The organism is Duganella callida (genome assembly GCF_004614165.1).
GTDB lineage: Bacteria > Pseudomonadota > Gammaproteobacteria > Burkholderiales > Burkholderiaceae_D > Rugamonas > Rugamonas callida.
The window spans coordinates 1-22,146 of record NZ_SPVG01000196.1 but is presented as its reverse complement, the minus strand read 5'-3'; the positions used below and the strand labels follow the sequence as shown (position 1 = coordinate 22,146).

The window sequence follows — 22,146 nt, the reverse complement described above, 5'->3', positions numbered from 1 at the left end:
TCGCCGAACAGCTGCGCGACCGCAGCCGGCAGCGCCCATTGGCCGAGCTGGCGCAGGCCGCCAGCCGCGAGGGCCTGCGCATCGCCGCCGCCGCCGGCATCGGCAACCCCGCACGCTTTTTCGCCATGCTCAAGGCGGCCGGCCTGCGCATCACCGAGCTGCCTTTGCCCGATCATCACGACTTCCAGGACCGGCCTTTTGCCGGCCTCGAAGCCGACCTGATCTTGATGACCGAGAAGGATGCAGTAAAATGTGCGCAAATTGAAGAACTCAGCGGCGACCCGAGATTGTGGGTCGTCCCGGTGACGGCGCGTCTCGACGACGCGCTGGCCGACCAAATTGTGGAGAAATGTCGTGGACGCTCGATTGCTTGATATCCTGGTTTGCCCGGTCTGCAAAGGCCCCCTGGAATACGATAAAAAGGCGCAGGAAATGATCTGCAAGGGCGACCGCCTGGCCTATCCGATCCGCGACGGCATCCCCATCATGTGGGCCGACGAGGCCCGCACCCTGCAGGACAAGGCGGAGTAACAGTGTCGTTCATCGTCATCATTCCGGCGCGCCTGGCCTCGACCCGGCTGCCGAACAAGCCGCTGGCCGACCTGGGCGGCAAGCCGATGGTGGTGCGCGTGGCCGAGCGCGCGCAGCAGGCGGGCGCCGCGCGCGTGATCGTCGCCACCGACCACGCCGACATCCAGGCCGCCTGCGCCGCGCACGGCGTGGAAGCGATCATGACCCGCGCCGACCATCCGTCCGGCACCGACCGCATCGCCGAGGTGGCGCGCGCGCTGAACCTGGCGGCCGATGCGGTGGTGGTCAACCTGCAGGGCGACGAACCGCTGATCGACCCGGCGCTGTTGCAGGCCGCCGCCGCGCGCATCGATGCCGACGTGCCGATGGCCACCTGCGCCCATCCGCTGCACGACGCCGCCGGCGCCTTCAACCCGAACGTGGTGAAGGTGGTGCTGGACAAGGCCGGCCGTGCCCTGTATTTCTCGCGCGCCACCATCCCGTGGCATCGCGACGCCTTCGCGCAGGGCAGGGACAACCTGCCCGCCGGCTACGTGCCGCTGCGTCACATCGGGCTGTACGCCTACCGCAACGACTTCCTGCAAGCCTACCCGGCGCTGCCAGTGTCGCCGCTGGAAAGCATCGAAGCGCTGGAACAGCTGCGCGTGCTGTGGCACGGTTATCCGATCGCCGTGCACGTCACCGATGCGGCCCCGGCCGCCGGAGTCGATACGCCGGAAGATCTGGCCCGCGTGCGCCGGCACTATTGATTTATATCAAAACAACGTCAGGCAGTTGTCAGTCAGGACTGATATAAGGTCCATAACTGTGCGATATTCATACGGTATATCGGCTGTCAGGTGGCGTTGTCACGACATTTTGTGGTAAGTTTCGTACGATCCGATACCGACCAACCATACCTTATATCTGTTTTTAGGAAACTTCATGCGTCTCATTCTGTTAGGAGCACCAGGTGCCGGCAAGGGCACTCAGGCTAATTTCATCAAAGAAAAATATAACATCCCGCAAATTTCCACTGGTGATATGCTGCGTGCCGCGATCAAGGAAGGCACGGAGCTGGGCCTGGCTGCCAAGAAGGTCATGGACGCGGGCGGCCTGGTATCGGACGACATCATCATCGGCCTGGTGAAAGACCGCCTGAAGCAGGCCGACTGCCAGAACGGCTACCTGTTCGACGGCTTCCCGCGCACCATCGCCCAGGCCGACGCCATGAAGGACAGCGGCGTGGCCATCGATTACGTGCTGGAAATCGCCGTGCCGGACGAACAGATCATCGAGCGTATCGACGGTCGCCGCTGCCATCCGGGCTCGGGCCGCGTCTACCACATCAAGTTCAACCCGCCCAAGGTCGAAGGCACCGACGACGTCACCGGCGAGCCGCTGGTGCAGCGCGACGACGACAAGGCCGAGGTGGTCAAGAAGCGTCTGGACGTGTATCACAACCAGACCGAAGTGCTGCTCAGCTACTACAACAACTGGGCGCAGACGGGCGAAGCCGGCGCACCGAAATACCGCCGTATCGAAGGTGTCGGTCCGGTGGACCAGATCCGCGACGCCGCGTTTGCCGCGCTGTCGCAATAAGCGGTAAAGTAGAGCGGACCTAGGGTCCGCTTTTTTATAGCTGGCGCCATCCCGTTTTTCAGATTTGCAGTTCGCAGGTTCGCGAGCTGCTGCCACAAGCAGCAGCTGGTTGAAGTGTGGTTTGTAAGGCTTGATCAACATAACAAGGGGACACTATGGCAGCCAGCCTGTGGTTAGCAGTGGTCTGCGGCGTCATCGCCGTGGTTTATGGATTATGGTCGCGCAACTGGATTTTGCGGCAGGACGCGGGCAACCCGCGCATGCAGGAAATCGCCCTGGCGATCCAGCAGGGCGCCGCCGCCTACCTGGCGCGCCAGTACCGCACCATCGCGATTGTCGGCGTGGTGCTGCTGATACTCATTGCCGTGCTGCTCGACCTGAGTACCGCCATCGGCTTCCTGGTGGGCGCGCTGCTGTCCGGCGCCTGCGGCTTCATCGGCATGAACGTCTCGGTGCGCGCCAACGTGCGCACGGCCCAGGCGGCGACCAAGGGCATGAACCAGGCGCTGGAAGTCGCGTTCAAGGGCGGCGCCATCACCGGCATGCTGGTGGTCGGCCTGGGCCTGCTGGGCGTGACGCTGTTCTACGTGTTCCTGACGGCCGGCGTGGCGCCCGGCATCGATCTGCACAAGGTGATCGAACCACTGATCGGGCTGGCGTTCGGCGCCTCGCTGATTTCGATTTTTGCGCGGCTGGGCGGCGGCATCTTCACCAAGGGCGCCGACGTCGGCGCCGACCTGGTCGGCAAGGTCGAGGCCGGCATTCCCGAGGACGATCCGCGTAACCCGGCGGTGATCGCCGATAACGTCGGCGACAATGTCGGCGACTGCGCCGGCATGGCGGCCGACCTGTTCGAAACCTATGTGGTGACGCTGATCGCCACCATGCTGCTGGGCGCGCTGCTGATGGGCGGCATGGGCACCACGGCGGTGATCTATCCGCTGCTGCTGGGCGCGGTGTCCATCATTGCCTCCATCATCGGTTGCTTCATGGTCAAGGCCAAACCCGGCAAGAAAATCATGTCGGCGCTGTACACCGGGCTATGGTGGGCGGCGATCCTGTCGCTGATCGGCTTCGCGGCGGTGACCTGGCAGCTGTGGCCGGACCAGGCCATGCGCATGAAGATGATGGGCTGCGCCGTGGTCGGCATCGTCCTGACCGGGCTGATGGTCTACATCACCGAGTACTACACCGGCACCGATTTTCATCCCGTGAGGCACATCGCCGAAGCCTCGACCACCGGCCACGGCACCAACATCATCGCCGGCCTGGGCGTGTCGATGAAGTCGACCGCGTGGCCGGTGCTGGCGGTGTGCGTGGCGATCCTGGTGTCCTATCAGCAGGGCCAGCTGTACGGTGTGGCGATCGCGGCCACGGCCATGCTGTCGATGGCCGGCATCGTGGTGGCGCTGGACGCCTACGGCCCGATCACCGACAACGCCGGCGGCATCGCCGAAATGTCGGGCATGCCGGACTCGGTGCGCGCCATCACCGACCCGCTGGACGCGGTCGGCAACACCACCAAGGCCGTGACCAAGGGCTACGCGATCGGCTCGGCCGGGCTGGCCTCGCTGGTGCTGTTCGCCGACTATACGCACGCGCTGGAATCGGCCGGACGCAGCATCGCCTTCGACCTGTCGAATCCGATGGTGATCGTCGGCCTGATCGTCGGCGGCCTGGTGCCCTACCTGTTCGGCGCGATGGCGATGGAAGCGGTGGGGCGCGCGGCCGGCGCGGTGGTGGTCGAGGTGCGGCGCCAGTTCCGCGACATCCAGGGCATCATGGACGGCAGCGGCAAGCCGCAGTACGACAAGGCGGTCGACATGCTGACCGCCTCGGCCATCAAGGAAATGATCATCCCGTCACTGCTGCCGGTGGTGGTGCCGATCATCGTCGGCATGCTGCTGGGCGCGGCCGCGCTGGGCGGCATGCTGATGGGCACCATCATCACCGGCCTGTTCGTGGCGATTTCCATGACCACCGGCGGCGGCGCCTGGGACAACGCCAAGAAATACATCGAAGACGGCCACCACGGCGGCAAGGGCTCGGACGCGCACAAGGCGGCGGTGACCGGCGACACCGTCGGCGACCCGTACAAGGACACGGCCGGGCCGGCGGTGAATCCGCTGATCAAGATCATCAACATCGTCGCGCTGCTGCTGGTACCGCTGCTGCCGGCGACTGGCTGGCTGGCGGTGGGCTGAGCTTGACCCAGCGCGTAGTGCGGCCGCTGTTACTTTTCCTTACACGAAACTCGCGGTCGCGTGACAATCTGCGAGATTTCGAGCAGACGCAGGCGCTTAATATCTTCACGTGAACTTTTCATAAAGATTTCCACGTGATTAATACCCTATCTCCTCGCGCCGCCTTGCGGCGCATTATTTCGCGTGTTGCCGAGCCTATTGTCTCGCAACGCGTGGACGCGCTGATGGCGGAGAAATTAAAAGCTTCGGCCCAGATCTTCCTGCCGCCGATCGACGTTTATCAATCCGACCCGCATCAGCCGTTCATGCCCTATTCGACCTGCTCTGCGGCGGATTTTTATCATCCGCGCTTCAGCGCCATCGCGCGCGCGATGGCGATTCCGCCGATGCTGCACCGTAAATTCTGGGAATGGGCCTACATCGTCAACGCGGCGCAGACCAGCGGCGTGGTGGCGCCCGGCAAACGTGCGCTGGGCTTCGGGGTCGGCACCGAGCGCATGCCGGCGCTGTTCGCCCAGGGCGGCATGCAGGTCACTGCCACCGATGCACCGCAAAGTGTCGACCAGGCGCAGGGCTGGAGCAGCAACGGCCAGTACAGCAGCGCCATAGACACCATCCCGCACGCCGGCATTATCGACACCGAGGCATTCCGCCAGCGGGTGCAGTTCCGCGAATGCGACATGAACGCCATCGATGCAGACTTGCGCGACTATGATTTCTGCTGGTCGTCGTGTGCGCTGGAGCACTTGGGCAGCCTGCAGCTGGGTCTGGACTTCATCATCAACAGCGTCGAGCAGACCCTGAAGGTGGGTGGCGTCGCATGCCACACGACCGAATTCAACCTCAGCTCCAACGATGCCACGGTGGAGAGTGGATCGACAGTGCTGTATCGCCGCAAGGATTGGGACGCCTTGATTGCCGAGCTGCGCGCGCGTGGTCATGAGGTGGCGCAATTTGTCATTGCGCCGGACGCCCACTTCCTCGATGGCTATGTGGACACGGTGCCGTTCGCCAGCCCGACGCCGCAGAGCGGCCCGGCGCATCTGAAGCTGGAACTGTACGGTTATGCCTGCACCTCGGTCGGCATCACGGTGCGGCGCGGGCGCTAAGCGTTACCAATTGTTTCCGTGGCTTCCCTGCTACCGTGCGTCTGCTAATAATGGAGACAGGGAGGGAAGACCATGAACATCGCCAAACCCGCCGCATTCACCGCCGTGTTCCTGTTCGGCATGCTGATGTGCGAGTACGCCTGGGCGGACGACGGCGCGCCGGCGACGGACGCCGAGTACGCCAGATTGCCGGTCTGCACTTTGGCCAAGGATGGCAAATCGCTGGCGGTCGAGCCGTGCCGTACGGCGCCGTCCCAGGTGCCGATGCCGCGCCGGCCGGTGCCGCAGATCATACAGCCGATGCCGCAGGTGAAACAGGCGCCGCAAGTCGGCATGCCGCCGGTGAAGCCGTCGCAGCCGCTGGCGGCGCCGCCGGCGCCGGTGCCGGCCACCAGTTGCGACGCCGGCGGCTGCTTCGGCGCCAACGGCAAGCGCTACAACAACGTCGGCAGCGGCGTGATGGCCCCGTCCGGCAAAACCTGCACCAAGGCCGGCGGCCTCATCCAGTGCTAATCCGGGGTCAGGTCTTCCATTGCGTCACGAACCCAGCCGTAAGCGCGCTTACGGCAGAGTTCGTGTCCGAAAGTCAGACCTGACCCCGGATTTCACGCTACACTCGCGGGATGAGGCATAAACTGTTTTTATTCGATCTCGACGATACGCTGCTGGATTTCCAGGCTTCCGAACAACGCTCCTTCGCGCTCACCATGGATGCGCTGGGCCTGGCCGATACGCCGCCCGGCCTGTTCCCGCACTATCAGGCCATCAACCTGGCGCTGTGGCGCGACTTTGAAACCGGCGCCGTCAGCAAGGATTTTCTGAAAGTCGAACGCTTCCGCCGCACCTTCGCCGATCACCGGCTGGCGCTGGACCCCGAGGCCGCCAGCCGACTGTACCTGGAGGCGCTGGCCGAGACCGTGGTGCTGATCGACGGCGCGCTGCCGCTGCTGGAAACGCTGGCGGCCGCCGGCGAGGTCGGCATCATCACCAACGGCGTCGCGGCGATCCAGCACCGCCGCATCGCCGCCTCGGGTCTGCGCCACCACATTTCCTTCATCTCGACCTCGGAAGCCTGCGGCTACGCCAAGCCCGACACCCGCTTCTTCGATTACACGGCCGCCATGGCGCGCTATTTCGCCAAGGCCGAAACGGTGATCGTCGGCGACCGCCTCGATGCCGACATCCTCGGCGCCAACCGCTTCGGCATCGACAGCTGCTGGTTCAATCCGACCGGCCTGGCAAACGGCTCGGCCGCCATCCCGACCTACGAAGTGCAGCGCCTGGCGCAGATCATTCCCGCTATAATTGGATGACGTTAACGTAAACGTCAAACCCAAGAATAGAGGACAGACATGCAAATTCAAGGCAATGTATTCATCGTCACCGGCGGCGCGTCGGGACTGGGCGCGGCCACCGCGCGCATGATCGTGGAACAGGGCGGCAGGGTGGTGCTGGCCGACGTCCAGGCCGAGGCCGGCGAGGCGCTGGCCGCCGAGTTGAACGGCGCCTTCGTGCGCTGCGACGTCACCTCGGAAGCCGACGGCCGCGCGGTGGTGGCGGCCGCGCTGCGGCAAGGCACGCTGCGCGGCATCATCAACTGCGCCGGCGTGGCGCCGGCCGCGAAGACGGTGGGCAAGGATGGCCCCCATCCGCTGGAGCTGTTCCAGCGCGTGGTCAACATCAACCTGGTCGGCAGCTTCAACATGGCGCGCCTGGCGGCCGAGGCGATGAGCAAACACGAACCGCTGGACACCGGCGAACGCGGCGTGATCATCAATACCGCCTCGGTGGCCGCGTTCGACGGCCAGATCGGCCAGGCCGCCTACGCCGCCTCCAAGGCCGCGGTGGCCGGCATGACGCTGCCGATGGCGCGCGACCTGTCGCGCAACGGCATCCGCGTGATGACCATCGCCCCCGGCATCTTCGAAACGCCGATGCTGATGGGCATGCCGCAAGAAGTGCAGGACGCGCTGGGCGCCATGGTGCCGTTCCCGCCGCGCCTGGGCAAGCCGGCCGAATACGCCCAGCTGGCGCGCGCCATTCTGGAGAACCCGATGCTGAACGGTGAAACCATCCGCCTCGACGGCGCTATCCGCATGCAAGCAAAGTGAACGGGGCGGGGACGGTGGGCGTAGTATAATCAGAAAAACAAGATTCCCACCCCTCACTTTCACGCTCTATGAATCCAACTTTCGCAGGCTTTCTGTGGTGTGCGCTGGCGTCCGTCGCCAGCGCCGCCGCCACCTATCTGATCAAGCTCTCCAGCGTCTACGGCGGCAATGGCATCAACCTGACCCGTTTGATGTGGCTGGGCGGCGCGGTCACCACCTATGTGCTGGGCTTCGTCTGCTATTCGGTGGCGCTGCAGAAGCTGCAAATCAGCCTGGCCTATCCGGTGATGACCGCGATCACCATGGCGCTGGTGGCGCTGGCCGGCAGCGTCCTGCTGCAAGAGGCCATGACGCCGACCAAGATCGCCGGCATGCTGCTGATCGCCTCCGGCGCATTCGTGATGGCCCGCTAATGCCGCGGTAATACCGTTTACACGATTTCGTGTACGATGCAGGGTGCCTTGTCCCTGGAGAGTCCATGTATCGTTTGAAGACCCTGGCGCTGAGCTTCGCCATCCTCGGCGCGCTGCACGCGCCGGTGCACGCGCAACGCACCACCCCGGACGCCGCGCCGGAAATCGCCACCGGCTACAACGCCAAAGCCGGCAAATCCTCGCAAAAATTCATGGTGGCCGCGGCCAATCCGCTGGCCACCCAGGCCGGCTACCAGATGCTGAAGCAGGGCGGTGCCGCCATTGACGCGGCCATCGCCATGCAGATGGTGCTGACGCTGGTGGAGCCGCAATCGTCGGGCATCGGCGGCGGTTCCTTCCTGCTGTACGCCGACGGCCAGCGCGTGCAATCCTACGACGGCCGCGAAACCGCGCCCGCCGCCGCCGACGAACACCTGTTCCAGGACCAGAACGGCAAGCCGGTGTCGCGCGCCGAGGGCATCGTCGGCGGCCGCTCGACCGGCGCGCCCGGCGTGCTGCGCATGTTGGAGCTGGCGCACAAGCAGCATGGCAAACTGCCGTGGAAGACGCTGTTCCAGCCGGCGATCCAGCTGGCGGAAGGCGGCTTTGCCGTCAGCCCGCGCCTGAACGCGCTGATCTCCTACGACAAATACCTGATGCGCGACCCCACCGCGCGCGCCTATTTCTACGACGCCGACGGCAAACCGCGCCCGGTCGGCTATCTGCTGAAAAACCCGGAGCTGGGCCGCACCCTGCGCGAAATCGCCGACGGCGGCGCCGACGCCTTTTACCAGGGCCACATCGCCCGCGACATCGCCGCCAAGGTGGCCTCGCATCCGACCAATCCGGGCGAGCTGACCGCCGCCGACATCGCCGGCTACCGCGCCAAGGAGCGCGATCCGGTGTGCAGCGACTACAAGCAGTGGACCGTGTGCGGCGCGCCGCCGCCATCGTCGGGCGGCATCGCCATCGCGCAGATGCTGGGCATCCTCGAAGTGAAGGACATCAGCCCGTACAAGCCGCAGCTTAACGGCGGCCAGCTGAGCGCCGACGGCATCCACCTGTTCAGCGAGGCCGGACGCCTGGCCTACGCCGACCGCGACCGCTACGTGGCCGACACCGACTTCGTGCCACTGCCCGGCAAGGGCATCGGCGCCATGCTGGACAAGGGCTACCTGAAACAGCGCGCGGCGCTGATCGGCGAGCGCTCCATGGGCCGCGCGAAATACGGCACGCCGGACACCATGCAGGTGGCCTGGGGCACCGACAACGCGATCCAGAAGCCGTCCACCTCGCACCTGGTGGCGGTCGACCAGTTCGGCGGCGGCCTGTCGATGACCACCTCGGTGGAAGACGCCTTCGGCGCGCGCCAGATGGTGGATGGCTTCATGCTGAACAACCAGCTGACCGATTTCTCGTTCGCCTCGCAGGATGCGGACGGCCCGATCGCCAACCGCGTGCAGCCGGGCAAGCGCCCGCGCAGCGCCATGTCGCCGACGCTGGTGTTCGACAAGGGCACGCACAAGCTGGTGCTGGCCACCGGCTCGCCGGGCGGTTCGGCCATCATCAACTACGTGGCCAAGGTGCTGGTGGGAACGCTGGACTGGGGGCTGGACGTGCAGCAGGCCATCAGCCTGCCGAACATGGGCAGCCGCAACGGTCCGACCGAGCTGGAAGCGGGCCGCGTCAGCCGCGCCGTGGTCGAGCAACTGAAGGCGCGCGGCCACCAGATCGTCGAATACGAGCAGAACTCCGGCCTGCAGGGCATCCAGCGCCGCACCGTCAACGGCCGGGAGGAGTGGTTCGGCGGCGCCGACCCGCGCCGCGAGGGCATCGTGCTGGGCGACTGAAATTAGAATGTTTACATCTTCCCCAATCTGCGCCGACCCTGTTAATCTAGTAACATGGGACTTCAAAAGAAAACCGGCCTGATACTGACGGGCGGTGGGGCACGCGCCGCTTACCAGATCGGGGTGCTGCAGGCGATTTCGGAGATTTTGTGGGAGGAGGGCTGGCCGCCGGCACGCAATCCGTTCGAGATCATCTGCGGCACCTCGGCCGGCGCCATCAACGCCACCGCGCTGGCCTGCCGCGCCGACAACTTCGGCGAGGGCGTACAAAAGCTGCTGGACGTGTGGCAGCACATCGAGGTGGAACAGGTCTACCGCGCCGATTCGCTGGGCGTGATCCGCTCCGGCGCGCGCTGGCTGTCGCTGCTGTCGTTCGGCTGGCTGCTGCGCAAATGGCGCGCGGCGCCGCCGGCCTCGCTGCTCGATAACACCCCGCTGGTCGGGCTGCTGCACCGCATGCTGGACCTGCCGCGCCTGGACGCGGCGCTGTCGGAAGGGCTGCTGCACGCGCTGGCCGTCACCGCCTCGTCCTACACCGCCGGCAACCACCTGACGTTTTACCAGACCGCGTCCGAGATCGTGCCGTGGGTGCGCACGCAGCGCCTGGCGCTGCCCGACCAGATCGGCGTCGAGCACCTGCTGGCGTCGTCGGCGATCCCCTTCATTTTCCCGGCCACGCCGCTGTACATGGGCGGCCACCGCGAATACTGCGGCGACGGCTCGATGCGCCAGCTGGCGCCGATCTCGCCGGCGATTCACCTGGGCGCCAGCAAGGTGCTGGTGGTGGGCGCCGGCCGCCTGACCGAACCGCCGCGCAGCGCCGCCGAAAAGAACGCCGCGCGCTACCCCAGCCTGGCGCAGATCGCCGGCCACGCGCTGTCCTCGATCTTCCTGGACGGCCTGGCGGTCGACATCGAACGGCTGGAGCGCATCAACCGCACCCTGTCGCTGCTGCCGGCCGAGTACCTGGAACAGACGCCGCTGCGGCCCGTCAAGCTGCTGGTGATCGCGCCGTCGGAACGGCTGGACGATATCGCCACCCGCCATATCGCCAGCCTGCCGGCGCCGATCCGCGCCATGCTGTCCGGCATAGGCGCGACCGAGGCGCGCGGCGCCGCGCTGGCGTCCTATCTGCTGTTCGAATCCACCTACACCTGCGAGCTGATACGCCTCGGCCAGCGCGACACCCAGGCGCGCCGCGCCGACGTGCTGGCCTTTTTCGAATCCTGACCATGTCGCGCCTGAACCGTCTTTGCCGCCGGATGCTGTTGCCGGCGCTGTTGCCCGTGCTGATGCTGTGGGCCGCCGCGGCGTCGGCCGGGGCGCCGCCGCGCACGCTGCGCTTCGAGCAGCTCAGCGTCGAACACGGGCTGGCGCAGGAATCGGTGCTGGCCATCGCCCAGGACCGCCAGGGCTTCATCTGGCTGGGCACCCAGGCCGGTCTGACGCGCTACGACGGCTACCGTACCATCAACTACAAGAGCGCCGTCTCCGATCCCAGCAGCCTGGCCGACAACTGGGTGCGCGTGCTGCACCTGGACCGCGCCGGCCGGCTGTGGGTGGGCACCGACGGCGGCCTCGATCGCTACGATGCCGTCACCCGCAGCTTCACCCATTTTCAGCCCGGCGAGTCGGCGCAGCGCGGCAACGGCAACCGTCACGTGCGCGCCATCGAGGACGACGGCGAAGGCGGACTGTGGATCGCCAGCGCCGACGGCTTGCACCACTTCGGCGCCGAAGGCCAGCGCCACCCCAGCTGGCACCACGATCCGGCCGATGCCGGCAGCCTGGCCAACGACAACGTGACCGCGCTGGCGCGCGACGCCGCCGGCCGCCTGTGGGTCGGCACCGCCTCCGGCCTGGACATGCTGGCGCCGGGCGCCACGCGCTTCCGCCACTACGCGCTGGACGCCGGCGGCGACAGCAAGTTCAATTCGGTGGTGGCGCTGCAGGTCGACCGCAAGCAGACGCTGTGGGTCGGCACCCAGGGCGGCCTGGAACAATGGCGGCTGCAGGGCGCGGAGCCGCAGCGCCGGCGCCTGGGCGCGCGCGAGGGACTGCAGCCGGGCGTCAGCATCACCGCGCTGTACGAGGATACCGAGGGACTGCTGTGGGTCGGCTCGCTGGCCGATGGGCTGTTCCGCTGGCTGCCGGACGAGCAACGGCTGGTGCAGTACCGCCATCAGGTCAACGACACCCACAGCGTGGCGGACAACCAGATCTCGGCGCTGTTCCGCGACCGCGTCGGCACTTTCTGGGTCGGCACCTGGAACGATGGCGTCAGCCGCGTCGACACCGGCAGCGGCGGCTTCGCGCGCATCGTGCGCCAGGCCGACGATGCCGATTCGCTGTCGGACAACAAGATCCGCGCCATCCTGCCGGACGGCCAGGGCAAGCTGTGGCTGGGCAGCGCCGCCGGCCTGAATCTGTACGACCCCGCCAGCGGCCGCAGCAAGGTGTGGCGCCACGATCCGCGCCGTGCCAACAGCATCAGCAACGACATCGTCACCGCGCTGTGGCGCGCGGCGGACGGCAACCTGTGGCTGGGCAGCCAGGCCGGCGTCAACCACCTCGACCTGGCCACCGGCGCGATCCGCGCGCTGTCCTTCGTGCGCGGCGATCCGGCCAGCGACACCATCCGCAACATCGTCGGCGACCGCGCCGGACTGCTGTGGATCGCCTCGCGTGGCGGCCTGCACCGGCTCGACCCGCGCACCATGGAAGTGCACACCTACCGCCACGATCCGGCCGATGCGGACAGCCTGTCCGACAATGTGGTGCGGCCCATCCTGGAGGACCGCAAGGGCCGGCTGTGGATAGGCACCTTCAATGGCCTCGACCTGCTGGACCGCAAGAGCGGCAAGTTCCGCCACTTCCGCCGCGACGCGGCCGATCCGTCCAGCCTCAGTCACGACGAGGTGCACAACCTGTACGAAGCGGCCGACGGCACCATCTGGGTCGGCACGGCGGCGGGCCTGAACCGCATGGAGGAGACGGCCGATGGCCGCATCCGCTTCCGCCGCTACCTGCGCAAGGACGGCATCGCCGACGACGCCATCGCCGCCATCCTGCCGGACGACGCCGGCAATCTGTGGATGAGCACCAACAGCGGGCTCACGCGCCTCAACCTGGGCAGCGGGCTGGTGCGCAACTACAGCGGCGCCGACGGCACCATCGAAGGCGCCTACTTTGACGGCGCGGCGCTGCGCGCGGCCGACGGCACCTTGTACTTCGGCGGCTTCAACGGCATCACCACGTTCGCGCCGGCCGAGGTGCATGAAAACCGCGTGCCGCCGCCGGTGGTGATCACCGATCTGCAGATCTTCAACAAATCGGTGCGGCCGGGGCAGGGCGAGCACGCCGACGTGCTGAAGACCGCGATCGAGCACACCGCCGCGTTGACGCTGCCCGATGCCGATTCGGTGTTCTCGCTGGAATTCGCGGCGCTGCACTACGCGGCGCCGCAGCGCAACCGCTTCGCCTACCAGCTGCAGGGCTTCGACCAGGACTGGGTGGTGACCGATTCCAGCAAGCGCTTCGCCACCTACACCAACCTCGACCCCGGCCGCTACGTGTTCCGCGTCAAGGCCGCCAACAAGGATGGCGTCTGGAACGACAACGCCGCCTCGCTGCAGATCACCATCCTGCCGCCGTTCTGGAAGACCTGGTGGTTCCGCTTCCTGATGATGCTGGCGGCGCTGGGCGCGGCCTACGCGGTCTACCACGCGCGGGTGCGCGCGCTGCGTCACCAGCAGCTGCGCCTGGAGCAGCTGGTCGGCGCGCGCACGGCGGAAATCGAATTCAAGAACCGGCAGCTGCAGTTGCAGAAGCAGGAGCTGGAGCGGCGCCGGGTGGAAGCGGAGGCCCAGCGCGCCGAGGCCGAGCAGCGCCGCCTCGATACCGAGCGGCAGAAGGAGGAGGTGGAGCAGGCGCACCGCAACATCTCGGTGCTGAGCGAACTGGGACGCGAGATGAGCGCCACGCTGGACATGGAAACCACCATGCGGACGCTGTACCGCCACGTCCATCATCTGATGAACGCGCACATCTTCGGTATCGGCTTCCTGCGCGAGGAGGATGGCGTGATCGACTTCCCGTTCGCCGTCGAAGGCGGCGTGCGCGCCTTGCCCTACCAGCGCTGCATGGACCAGCCCAACCAGCTGGCAGTGTGGTGCGTCACCCACCGCCAGCCGGTCTTCATCAACGATTTCGAACGCGAATACGGCGCCTACATGGAGGCCTCCGGCCTGGACAACCTGGTGGCCTGCAAGCGCGAGGACGGCCAGCCGGTGGCCGCCGCGCACTCGCTGATGTACGCACCGCTGATCGTCGGCGATCGCGTGATCGGCCTGCTCAGCGTGCAGAGCCCGGAGCGCAACGCCTATCAGCAGGTGCACATGGACATGCTGCAGACGCTGGCCTCGCACGCCGCGGCCGGGCTGGAAAACGCCCGCGCCTACCATCAGCTGGCCGACGCGCTGCAGACCCTGCGCCTGACGCGCGATCAACTGCGCCACGCCAAGCACAAGGCGGAAGACGCCACCCGCCAGAAGTCCGAGTTCCTGGCCAACATGAGTCACGAGATGCGCACCCCGCTGGCCGGCGTGATCGGCATGCTCGGCTTCGCGCTGCGCGATCCGCAGCTGGCGGCGGCCACGCGCGCGCAGATCCTGCGCGGCCAGGCCAATGCGCAGTCGCTGCTGGCCATCATCAACGACCTGCTGGACTTCTCCAAGATCGAGGCCGGCAAGCTGTCGATCGAGAATATCGACTTCTCGCTGTCGGCGGCGGTGGAGAACGTGGTGGCGCTGTTCGAGGAACAGGCGGCGGCGCACAGCATCGGCTTCAGCCTGGAGTTCGGCAGCGACCTGCCGCAGTTCGTGGTCGGCGATCCGACGCGGCTGCGCCAGGTGCTGGTCAACCTGGTCGGCAATGCCTTCAAGTTCACCCGCCACGGCGCGGTGCGCATGCGTGTCGAACGCGTGCCGGCCGCCGGCGACGAGGACGACGCGCGTCACAACCGCATCCGCTTCAGCGTCACCGACACCGGCATCGGCATCGAGCCGGAGGCGATACCGCGCCTGTTCCAGCAGTTCGAACAGGCCGACGCCTCGACCACGCGCCGCTACGGCGGCACCGGCCTGGGACTGGCGATCTGCCGCCAGCTGGTGGAGCTGATGGGCGGCGCCATCAGCGCCGTCAGCGCGCCGGGCCAGGGCAGCACCTTCATCTTCGAGCTGCCGCTGCCGAACGGCGTGGCGCCGCCGGTGGTGCCGCATGTGCCGCGCGAGCCGCACAGCCATCAGCTCAAGGTGCTGTGCGCGGAAGACTATCCGACCAACCAGATCATCATCCGCATGATGCTGGAAGACCTGGGCCACAAGGTGGACATCGCCGCCAACGGCGCGCTGGCGGTCAAGGCCTGCGCGCTGACGCGCTACGATCTGATCCTGATGGATGGCCGCATGCCGGAGCTGGACGGCGCCAGCGCCACGCGCCTGATCCGCTCCGGTGGCCCCGACGGGGCGCCGGTGCGCGACCAGGAACTGATGATCATCGCGCTGACCGCCAACGCCAGCGAAGAAGACCGCAGCCGCTACCTGGCGGCCGGCATGGACGATTTCCTCACCAAGCCGATCGACGAGGACAAGCTGCACTTCCAGTTAAGCCGCGCGATTGAGCGTCAGTTGCAGCGCGGCTTCCAGCTGCCGCCGATGCAGCCGCGCCGCGATCCCGCCATCGGCACGGCGGAGCTGGACGAAATGTTCGGCGTGGCGCCGGCCGCGCTGGAAACCTCGCGTCTGACGCAGCACAGCGGCGGCAACGATCTGAAGTCGCGCCTGCGCAGCGCCTTCAACCAGGATGCGCCGTTGCGCATGGCCGATCTGGAACGGGCGCTGGCGCAGCGCGACCGCGACGCCGCGGGGCGCCTGCTGCACGGCATGAAAGGCAGCGCCGGCTATCTGGAAGAACAGGAACTGCAGGCCCTGTGCGGCGACCTGGAACTGGAAGCGGACCACGGCAACTGGGCCCAGCTGGAAGCGGCGCTACCGCAGCTGCGCCGCCTGCTGGCGCAGGTGCGGGCGGCTAGCAGGCCGTAAGGCGTAATCTTTTATGTCCTGGACGTTGCAAGCCCCGCATCTTGATGTAATATCATCACTAAGTGCCGTACCGCGCACAAGGAGTCACATGAAAGTTCTGGTAGTAGACGACGACGTCGTTTCGCGCATGGTGCTGATGCACCTGATCGACAGCTGCGGCAAATTCGACATCGTGGAGGCGGAGGACGGCGCCGACGCCTGGCAGCAGCTGGAACAGGGTTTGCGGCCGGCGATTTGCTTTTGCGATCTGCGCATGCCGCGCATGTCCGGCATGGAGCTGCTGCTGCGCGTGAAGGCGAATCCCGAACTGGCCGGCATGCCGTTCGTGCTGGTCACCTCGGCCAACGACAAGGACACGGTGGAAGAGGCGACCCAGGCCGGCGCGACCGGCTACATCGTCAAGCCGTTCCAGGCCGATCAGGTGCGCGTGCATCTGAACGGTTTCCTCGACCAGGCCGCCAATGGCTCCGGGCACGAAGCGGAAGCGCCGGCCGACACGCTGCGCCGGCTGGGCATCAACGCCGAACGGCTGCTGGTGTACCTGAACGGTTTCCACAATCAGCTGAACGCCGCCGCCACCGACCTTGAAAGCATGCTCGGCCGCGGCGCACAGCAGGAAGCCCAGGCCCGCCTCGACCGCCTGCATGCCGGCTGCGTCACCCTCGGCCTGCACGGCGCCGCCGCCGCGCTGAAGAGCATCGCGCCGGGCCAGCTGTCCAACGAGGCGGTGCAGGCGGTGCTGGTCGACGTGGTGCGCGCCGTGATGCGCCAGTCCGGGCTGGTCAACCAGAACGCTTGATGCCGGGTTGGTTTAAGTTTAAAGTATCTCCAGCGTGACGCAGAGCTGTGGATCTCCAGACTTTCAACTTCAGGGCGACCATGAACACACCATTGGCACCAAGCGCTTACACCGACACCTTCGCCCGCGATCACCTGCCGCCGCAGGCGCTGTGGCCCGAGATCCGCTTAGACCTGCCCGAACTGCAGTACCCGCCGCGTCTGAACTGCGCCGATGTGCTGCTGCGCGCCGGCGCGGCGGAACACGTGGCGCTGCGCGGCGCGCAAGGGGAATGGACGTATGCGCAGCTGCGCGGGCAGGTGGCGCGCATCGCCCATGTGCTGCGCGGTCCGATGGGCCTGGAGAGCGGCAACCGCGTGCTGCTGCGCGGCGCCAACACGCCGATGATGGCGGCCTGCATCCTGGCGGTGATACAGGCCGGACTGATCGCGGTGCCGACCATGCCGCTGCTGCGCGCGCGCGAACTGACGGCGATCGCCGGCAAGGCGCAGGTGAACGCGGTGCTGTGCGCCGACAGCCTGCGCGCCGAGCTGGAAGCGGCCGACCTGCCAGCCGCCGCGCGTGCCAACACGGTGTACTTCGGCGGCGCCGCGCTGGAGCGAATGATGGCGGCGCAGCCGGCGCATTTCGACGCGGTCGACAGCTCGGCCGATGACGTCTGCCTGATCGGCTTCACTTCCGGCACCACCGGCGTCCCCAAGGGCACCATGCACTTCCACCGCGACATGATGGTGATCTGCGACTGCTTCCCGCGCTCGGTACTGCGCACGCGGGCGGACGACGTCTTCATCGGCACGCCGCCGCTGGCGTTCACCTTCGGCCTGGGCGGCCTGCTGCTGTTCCCGCTGCGCGTGGGCGCCACCGCCGTGCTGCTGGAAAAGCTGACGCCGGAAACGCTGCTGGAGGCGATCCAGACGCACCGCGCGACGGTGTGCTTCACCGCGCCGACCTCATACCGCCAGATGGCCGCCATGGCGGGGCGCTTTGATCTCGCCAGCCTGCGCGCCAGCGTGTCGGCCGGCGAGACGCTGCCGCCGGCCACGCGCGAAGCCTGGCGCCAGGCCACCGGGCTGCAGATGATAGACGGCATAGGCGCGACCGAGCTGCTGCACATTTTCATTTCCGCCGCGGGCGAGCAGGTGCGCTCCGGCGCCACCGGCAAGCCGGTGCCGGGCTATCAGGCCTGCATCCTGGATTTCAACGGCCGGCCGGTGGGGCCGGGCGTGATCGGGCGGCTGGCGGTGAAGGGGCCGACCGGCTGCCGCTACCTGGCCGACGAACGCCAGCGCGACTACGTGCTCGATGGCTGGAACCTGACCGGCGACGCCTACGAGATGGACGCCGACGGCTATTTCTACTACCGCTCGCGCACCGACGACATGATCATCTCGGCCGGCTACAATATCGCCGGACCGGAAGTGGAGGACGCCTTGCTGCGCCATCCGGCGGTGGCGGAGTGCGGCGTGATCGGCCGCGAGGACGAGGAGCGCGGGCAGATCGTCGAGGCGCACGTGGTGCTGCGCGGCGGTGTGGAAGCGTCGCCGGAACTGGCGGTGCAGCTGCAGGACTTCGTCAAGCAGCAGATCGCGCCGTACAAATATCCGCGGTCGATCCGCTTCCTCAAGGCCTTGCCGCGTACCGAGACCGGCAAGCTGCAACGATTCAAACTGCGCGGAGAGCTATGAATATCCTGTGCCTAGGCGGCGGTCCGGCCGGCCTGTATTTCGCGCTGCTGATGAAGAAGCAGAACCCGGCGCACCGCATCACGGTGGTGGAACGCAACCGGCCGTACGACACGTTCGGCTGGGGCGTGGTGTTTTCCGACCAGACGCTGGGCAACCTGGTGGTGGCCGACGAACCGACCGCGCGCGCGATCCGCGCCTCGTTCAACCACTGGGACGATATCGACGTGTTCTTCAAGGGGCAGAAGATCAGCTCGGGCGGCCATGGCTTCAGCGGCATCGGGCGCAAGCACCTGCTCAACATCCTGCAGCACCGCTGCGAGCAGCTGGGCGTGGCGCTGGTGTTCGAAACCGAAGTCACCGACGACCAGGAACTGGCGGCGCGTCATGGCGCCGACCTGGTGATCGCCGCCGATGGCCTGAACAGCCGCATACGCGCGCGTTACGCCGACAGCTACCAGCCGCGCATCGACCAGCGCCACTGCCGCTTCGTCTGGCTCGGCACGCGCAAGAAGTTCGACGCCTTCACCTTTGCCTTCAAACAGACGGAGCACGGCTGGTTCCAGGCCCACATCTACCAGTACGACGCCGACACCTCGACCTTCATCGTCGAGACGCCGGAACCGGTGTGGCGCGCTTCCGGCCTGGAGGACATGAGCCAGGACGAGGCTATCGCCTTCTGCGAACGCCTGTTCGCCGAACAGCTGGACGGCCACAAGCTGATGTCGAACGCCGCGCACCTGCGCGGCTCGGCGATGTGGATCAGGTTCCCGCGCATCGTCTGCGGCCGCTGGGTGCACTGGAACGGCGCGGTGCCGGTGGTGCTGATGGGCGACGCCGCCCACAGCGCGCATTACTCGATCGGCTCGGGCACCAAGCTGGCGCTGGAGGACGCGATCGAGCTGGCACGTTGCTTGGCCCGCGATGCCGACATGGCGTCCGCCCTGCAGGCGTACGAGGACGCGCGCTCGGTGGAAGTGCTCAAGCTGCAGAACGCCGCGCGCAATTCCATGGAATGGTTCGAGAACGTGGAGCGCTACTCGGCGCTGGCGGCGCCGCAGTTCGCCTATTCGATGCTGACACGCAGTCAGCGCCTGTCGCACGAAAACCTGCGCCTGCGCGATCCCGTCTATGTGGCGGACTACGAACGCTGGTACGCGCAGCATGCCGCCGCGCAGGCCGGCGTGCCGGCGCACGGCGCGCCGCCGATGTTCACGCCGTTCAAGGTGCGCGGCCTGACGCTGAAAAACCGCGTACTGGTGTCGCCGATGGCGCAGTACAGCGCCGTCGACGGTGTCGCCGGCGACTATCATCTGGCGCACCTGGGCGCGCGCGCCATGGGTGGCGCGGCGCTGGTGTTCGCCGAAATGACCTGCGTCTCCGCCGATGCCCGCATCACGCCGTACTGCCCGGGCATGTATGCGCCCGGGCATACGCAGGCATGGAAGCGTATCGTCGATTTCGTCCACCAGTACACCGATGCGGCCATCGCGCTGCAACTGGGCCACGCCGGCGCCAAGGGCTCCACCCGCGCCATGTGGGACGGCATCGACCAGCCGCTGGAGCGGGACAACTGGCCGCTGATCTCGGCATCCCCGCAGCAGTATCTGGAGGGCGTGTCGCAGCTGGCGCGCGCAATGACCGCGGCCGACATGGACCGGGTGCAGGACGATTTCGTGCGCGCCACGCTGGCCGCCGACGAAGCGGGCTTCGACTGGGTCGAATTGCACTGCGCGCACGGCTATCTGCTGTCGTCCTTCATCTCACCGCTGACCAACCGGCGCCAGGACGAATACGGCGGCAGCCTGGAAAACCGCTGCCGCTATCCGCTGCGCGTGTTCGCGGCCATGCGCGCCGTGTGGCCGTCGCACAAGCCGATGAGCGTGCGCCTGTCGGCGCACGACTGGGTGGAGGGCGGCATCACGCCGGACGAGGCGGTGCGGATCGCGCGCCTGTTCAAGACCGCCGGCGCCGACATGATCGACTGCTCGTCGGGCCAGGTCAGCAAGCGCGAGAAGCCGGTGTACGGGCGCATGTTCCAGACCCCGTTCGCGGACCGCATCCGCAACGAGGCCGGCATCGGCGCCATCGCGGTCGGCGCGATTTACGAGGCCGATCACGTCAACGGCATCATCGCCGCCGGCCGCGCCGATTTGTGCGCGGTGGGCCGTCCGCATCTGGCCAATCCGGCGTGGACGCTGGCGGAAGCGGCGCGTATCGGTTATAAGGCGGTAGCGTGGCCGAAACAGTACTTGGCGGGCAAGCAGCAACTGGAACGCAACCTGGAACGCGAGCGCGCGGCGGGAAATTAAGAGGAATGTATGGAAGATGAAGAACAGCTGGACCTGGCCAGCCGCCTGACGCAGGATCACCACCAGTCGCTGAAACTGTGGCTGCGCATGTTGTCGTGCACGGTGAAGATCGAGAACGAGATCCGCAGCCGCCTGCGCGCCACCTTCGGCATCACGCTGCCGCGCTTCGACCTGATGGCGCAGCTGGAGCGCCACCCGCAGGGACTGCGCATGGGCGAGCTGTCCAAACGGATGATGGTCACCGGCGGCAACATCACCGGCATCACCGACCAGCTGGAACAGGAAAAGCTGGTGGTGCGGGTACCCGACCCCAAGGACGGCCGCGCCTACAGCGTCAAACTGACGGCGGCCGGCCGCAAGGCCTTCGCCACCATGGCGGCCGTGCACGAGGGCTGGATCGAGGAACTGCTGCGTGGCGTGTCCGGCGCCGACAAGGCGCAGTTGATCGAGATGCTGTCGGCGATGAAGCTGCAGCTGGACCGGGAGGCGCCATGAACTACCAGGCCAGCCACTTCCTGTATGAACTCGGGGACGGCGTGGCGACGCTGACCCTGAACCGGCCGGAGCGCAAGAATCCGCTGACCTTCGAGTCGTATGCCGAGCTGCGCGACCTGTTCCGCGCCATGGTCTACGCCAAGGAGATCAAGGCGGTGGTGCTGACCGGCGCCGGCGACAATTTCTGCTCCGGCGGCGACGTGCACGAGATCATCGGCCCGCTGACCAAACTGGACATGCCGGGACTGCTGGACTTCACGCGCATGACCGGCGACCTGGTGAAAGCCATGCGCGCCTGCCCGCAGCCCATCGTGGCGGCGGTGGACGGCGTGTGCGCCGGCGCCGGCGCGATCCTGGCGCTGGCGTCCGACATCCGCCTCGGCACGGCGCGCAGCAAGACGGCTTTCCTGTTCACGCGCGTCGGCCTGGCCGGCGCCGACATGGGCGCCTGCGCGCTGCTGCCGCGCGTGATCGGCCAGGGCCGCGCGGCCGAGCTGCTGTACACGGGACGGTCGATGTCGGGCGAGGAGGCCGAGCGCTGGGGCTTCTTCAACAGCCTGCGGGCGCCGGAAGATCTGCTGGCGGCCGCGCACAGCTTCGCGCATGGTCTGGCCGACGGGCCGACCTTCGCCCACGGCATGACCAAGAAGATGCTGCAGCAGGAATGGAACATGGGCGTCGATGAAGCGATCGAGGCGGAAGCGCAGGCGCAGGCCATCTGCATGATGACCAAGGACTTCCACCGCGCCTATCATGCCTTCGTGGCCAGGGAAAAACCGCAATTCGAGGGCGACTGATGAGCGACAAGACCTATTTGCAGTGGCCGTTCTTCGAAGCGCGCCACGCGCAGCTGGAGCGGGCGCTGGACGCCTGGGCCGCGCAGCACCTGGCGCAGGCGCCGCATGCGGTCACGCGCGACGGGGTCGATGCGGCCTGCCGCCAGCTGGTGCGGCAGGCC

The 22,146-nt window shown here is 67.0% G+C and carries 18 protein-coding genes; all 18 read left to right on the top strand.

Features of this window, described 5'->3' with window-relative positions:
• Positions 1-374 (top strand): tetraacyldisaccharide 4'-kinase (locus tag E4L98_RS19855; RefSeq protein ID WP_205746784.1); only part of this gene is annotated, 374 nt, incomplete at its 5' end.
• Complete coding sequence (locus E4L98_RS19850) at positions 355-531, top strand: Trm112 family protein (protein ID WP_008446346.1); 177 nt, start codon at positions 355-357, stop codon at positions 529-531. The genes E4L98_RS19855 and E4L98_RS19850, both read left to right, overlap by 20 nt.
• A 2-nt stretch (positions 532-533) precedes the next feature.
• The gene (gene kdsB / locus E4L98_RS19845) at positions 534-1,280 is read left to right on the top strand and encodes a 3-deoxy-manno-octulosonate cytidylyltransferase (protein WP_135203276.1); all 747 of its coding nucleotides are present in this window, start codon (positions 534-536) and stop codon (positions 1,278-1,280) included.
• Positions 1,281-1,455: 175 nt separating this feature from the next.
• Positions 1,456-2,112, top strand: coding sequence for an adenylate kinase (adk, locus tag E4L98_RS19840; RefSeq protein ID WP_135203275.1), 657 nt, complete (start codon positions 1,456-1,458; stop codon positions 2,110-2,112).
• 155 nt (positions 2,113-2,267) lie between these two features.
• Positions 2,268-4,316: a sodium-translocating pyrophosphatase gene (locus E4L98_RS19835; protein WP_135203274.1), complete on the top strand. Its 2,049-nt coding sequence runs from the start codon at positions 2,268-2,270 to the stop codon at positions 4,314-4,316.
• Between the two features lie 224 nt (positions 4,317-4,540).
• Complete coding sequence (locus E4L98_RS19830; protein ID WP_229257480.1) at positions 4,541-5,425, top strand: class I SAM-dependent methyltransferase; 885 nt, start codon at positions 4,541-4,543, stop codon at positions 5,423-5,425.
• A gap of 72 nt (positions 5,426-5,497) precedes the next feature.
• Positions 5,498-5,938: a hypothetical protein gene (locus tag E4L98_RS19825; protein ID WP_135203273.1), complete on the top strand. Its 441-nt coding sequence runs from the start codon at positions 5,498-5,500 to the stop codon at positions 5,936-5,938.
• Between the two features lie 110 nt (positions 5,939-6,048).
• Positions 6,049-6,738, top strand: a complete 690-nt coding sequence (locus E4L98_RS19820; RefSeq protein WP_135203272.1) for a YjjG family noncanonical pyrimidine nucleotidase — start codon at positions 6,049-6,051, stop codon at positions 6,736-6,738.
• Between the two features lie 39 nt (positions 6,739-6,777).
• Positions 6,778-7,536 carry an SDR family NAD(P)-dependent oxidoreductase gene (locus E4L98_RS19815; protein ID WP_135203271.1) on the top strand — a complete coding sequence of 253 codons (759 nt, stop codon included), beginning with the start codon at positions 6,778-6,780 and terminating at the stop codon, positions 7,534-7,536.
• Positions 7,537-7,604: 68 nt separating this feature from the next.
• Positions 7,605-7,949 carry an SMR family transporter gene (locus E4L98_RS19810; RefSeq protein ID WP_135203270.1) on the top strand — a complete coding sequence of 115 codons (345 nt, stop codon included), beginning with the start codon at positions 7,605-7,607 and terminating at the stop codon, positions 7,947-7,949.
• A gap of 65 nt (positions 7,950-8,014) precedes the next feature.
• A complete protein-coding gene (gene ggt / locus E4L98_RS19805) occupies positions 8,015-9,799 on the top strand; it encodes a gamma-glutamyltransferase (protein ID WP_135203269.1) in 1,785 nt (594 codons plus the stop codon).
• Between the two features lie 54 nt (positions 9,800-9,853).
• Positions 9,854-11,029, top strand: a complete 1,176-nt coding sequence (locus E4L98_RS19800) for a patatin-like phospholipase family protein (RefSeq protein WP_135203268.1) — start codon at positions 9,854-9,856, stop codon at positions 11,027-11,029.
• A 2-nt stretch (positions 11,030-11,031) separates the two neighbouring features.
• Positions 11,032-15,900 (top strand): two-component regulator propeller domain-containing protein, encoded by a 4,869-nt coding sequence (locus E4L98_RS19795; protein ID WP_135203267.1) that lies wholly within the window; start codon positions 11,032-11,034, stop codon positions 15,898-15,900.
• Between the two features lie 88 nt (positions 15,901-15,988).
• Complete coding sequence (locus E4L98_RS19790; protein WP_135203266.1) at positions 15,989-16,699, top strand: response regulator; 711 nt, start codon at positions 15,989-15,991, stop codon at positions 16,697-16,699.
• Positions 16,700-16,779: 80 nt separating this feature from the next.
• Positions 16,780-18,384, top strand: coding sequence for an AMP-binding protein (locus E4L98_RS19785; RefSeq protein ID WP_135203265.1), 1,605 nt, complete (start codon positions 16,780-16,782; stop codon positions 18,382-18,384).
• Positions 18,381-20,693 (top strand): bifunctional salicylyl-CoA 5-hydroxylase/oxidoreductase, encoded by a 2,313-nt coding sequence (locus E4L98_RS19780; protein ID WP_135203264.1) that lies wholly within the window; start codon positions 18,381-18,383, stop codon positions 20,691-20,693. Before E4L98_RS19785 ends, E4L98_RS19780 begins: the two co-directional genes overlap by 4 nt.
• 9 nt (positions 20,694-20,702) lie before the next feature.
• On the top strand, positions 20,703-21,188 hold the full coding sequence (locus E4L98_RS19775) for a MarR family winged helix-turn-helix transcriptional regulator (protein ID WP_135203263.1): 486 nt from the start codon (positions 20,703-20,705) through the stop codon (positions 21,186-21,188).
• On the top strand, positions 21,185-21,985 hold the full coding sequence (locus E4L98_RS19770) for an enoyl-CoA hydratase family protein (RefSeq protein WP_135203262.1): 801 nt from the start codon (positions 21,185-21,187) through the stop codon (positions 21,983-21,985). Before E4L98_RS19775 ends, E4L98_RS19770 begins: the two co-directional genes overlap by 4 nt.
• Positions 21,986-22,146: the final 161 nt, after the last annotated feature.

What these genes read in the sequence shown, in the direction of transcription:
- adk (WP_135203275.1), top strand. Translation starts at nt 1,456, where the DNA reads ATGCGTCTCATTCTGTTAGGAGCACCAGGTGCCGGCAAGGGCACTCAG.
- E4L98_RS19835 (WP_135203274.1), top strand. Translation starts at nt 2,268, where the DNA reads ATGGCAGCCAGCCTGTGGTTAGCAGTGGTCTGCGGCGTCATCGCCGTG.
- E4L98_RS19830 (WP_229257480.1), top strand. Translation starts at nt 4,541, where the DNA reads ATGGCGGAGAAATTAAAAGCTTCGGCCCAGATCTTCCTGCCGCCGATC.
- E4L98_RS19825 (WP_135203273.1), top strand. Translation starts at nt 5,498, where the DNA reads ATGAACATCGCCAAACCCGCCGCATTCACCGCCGTGTTCCTGTTCGGC.
- E4L98_RS19820 (WP_135203272.1), top strand. Translation starts at nt 6,049, where the DNA reads ATGAGGCATAAACTGTTTTTATTCGATCTCGACGATACGCTGCTGGAT.
- E4L98_RS19815 (WP_135203271.1), top strand. Translation starts at nt 6,778, where the DNA reads ATGCAAATTCAAGGCAATGTATTCATCGTCACCGGCGGCGCGTCGGGA.
- E4L98_RS19810 (WP_135203270.1), top strand. Translation starts at nt 7,605, where the DNA reads ATGAATCCAACTTTCGCAGGCTTTCTGTGGTGTGCGCTGGCGTCCGTC.
- ggt (WP_135203269.1), top strand. Translation starts at nt 8,015, where the DNA reads ATGTATCGTTTGAAGACCCTGGCGCTGAGCTTCGCCATCCTCGGCGCG.
- E4L98_RS19800 (WP_135203268.1), top strand. Translation starts at nt 9,854, where the DNA reads ATGGGACTTCAAAAGAAAACCGGCCTGATACTGACGGGCGGTGGGGCA.
- E4L98_RS19795 (WP_135203267.1), top strand. Translation starts at nt 11,032, where the DNA reads ATGTCGCGCCTGAACCGTCTTTGCCGCCGGATGCTGTTGCCGGCGCTG.
- E4L98_RS19790 (WP_135203266.1), top strand. Translation starts at nt 15,989, where the DNA reads ATGAAAGTTCTGGTAGTAGACGACGACGTCGTTTCGCGCATGGTGCTG.
- E4L98_RS19785 (WP_135203265.1), top strand. Translation starts at nt 16,780, where the DNA reads ATGAACACACCATTGGCACCAAGCGCTTACACCGACACCTTCGCCCGC.
- E4L98_RS19780 (WP_135203264.1), top strand. Translation starts at nt 18,381, where the DNA reads ATGAATATCCTGTGCCTAGGCGGCGGTCCGGCCGGCCTGTATTTCGCG.
- E4L98_RS19775 (WP_135203263.1), top strand. Translation starts at nt 20,703, where the DNA reads ATGGAAGATGAAGAACAGCTGGACCTGGCCAGCCGCCTGACGCAGGAT.
- E4L98_RS19770 (WP_135203262.1), top strand. Translation starts at nt 21,185, where the DNA reads ATGAACTACCAGGCCAGCCACTTCCTGTATGAACTCGGGGACGGCGTG.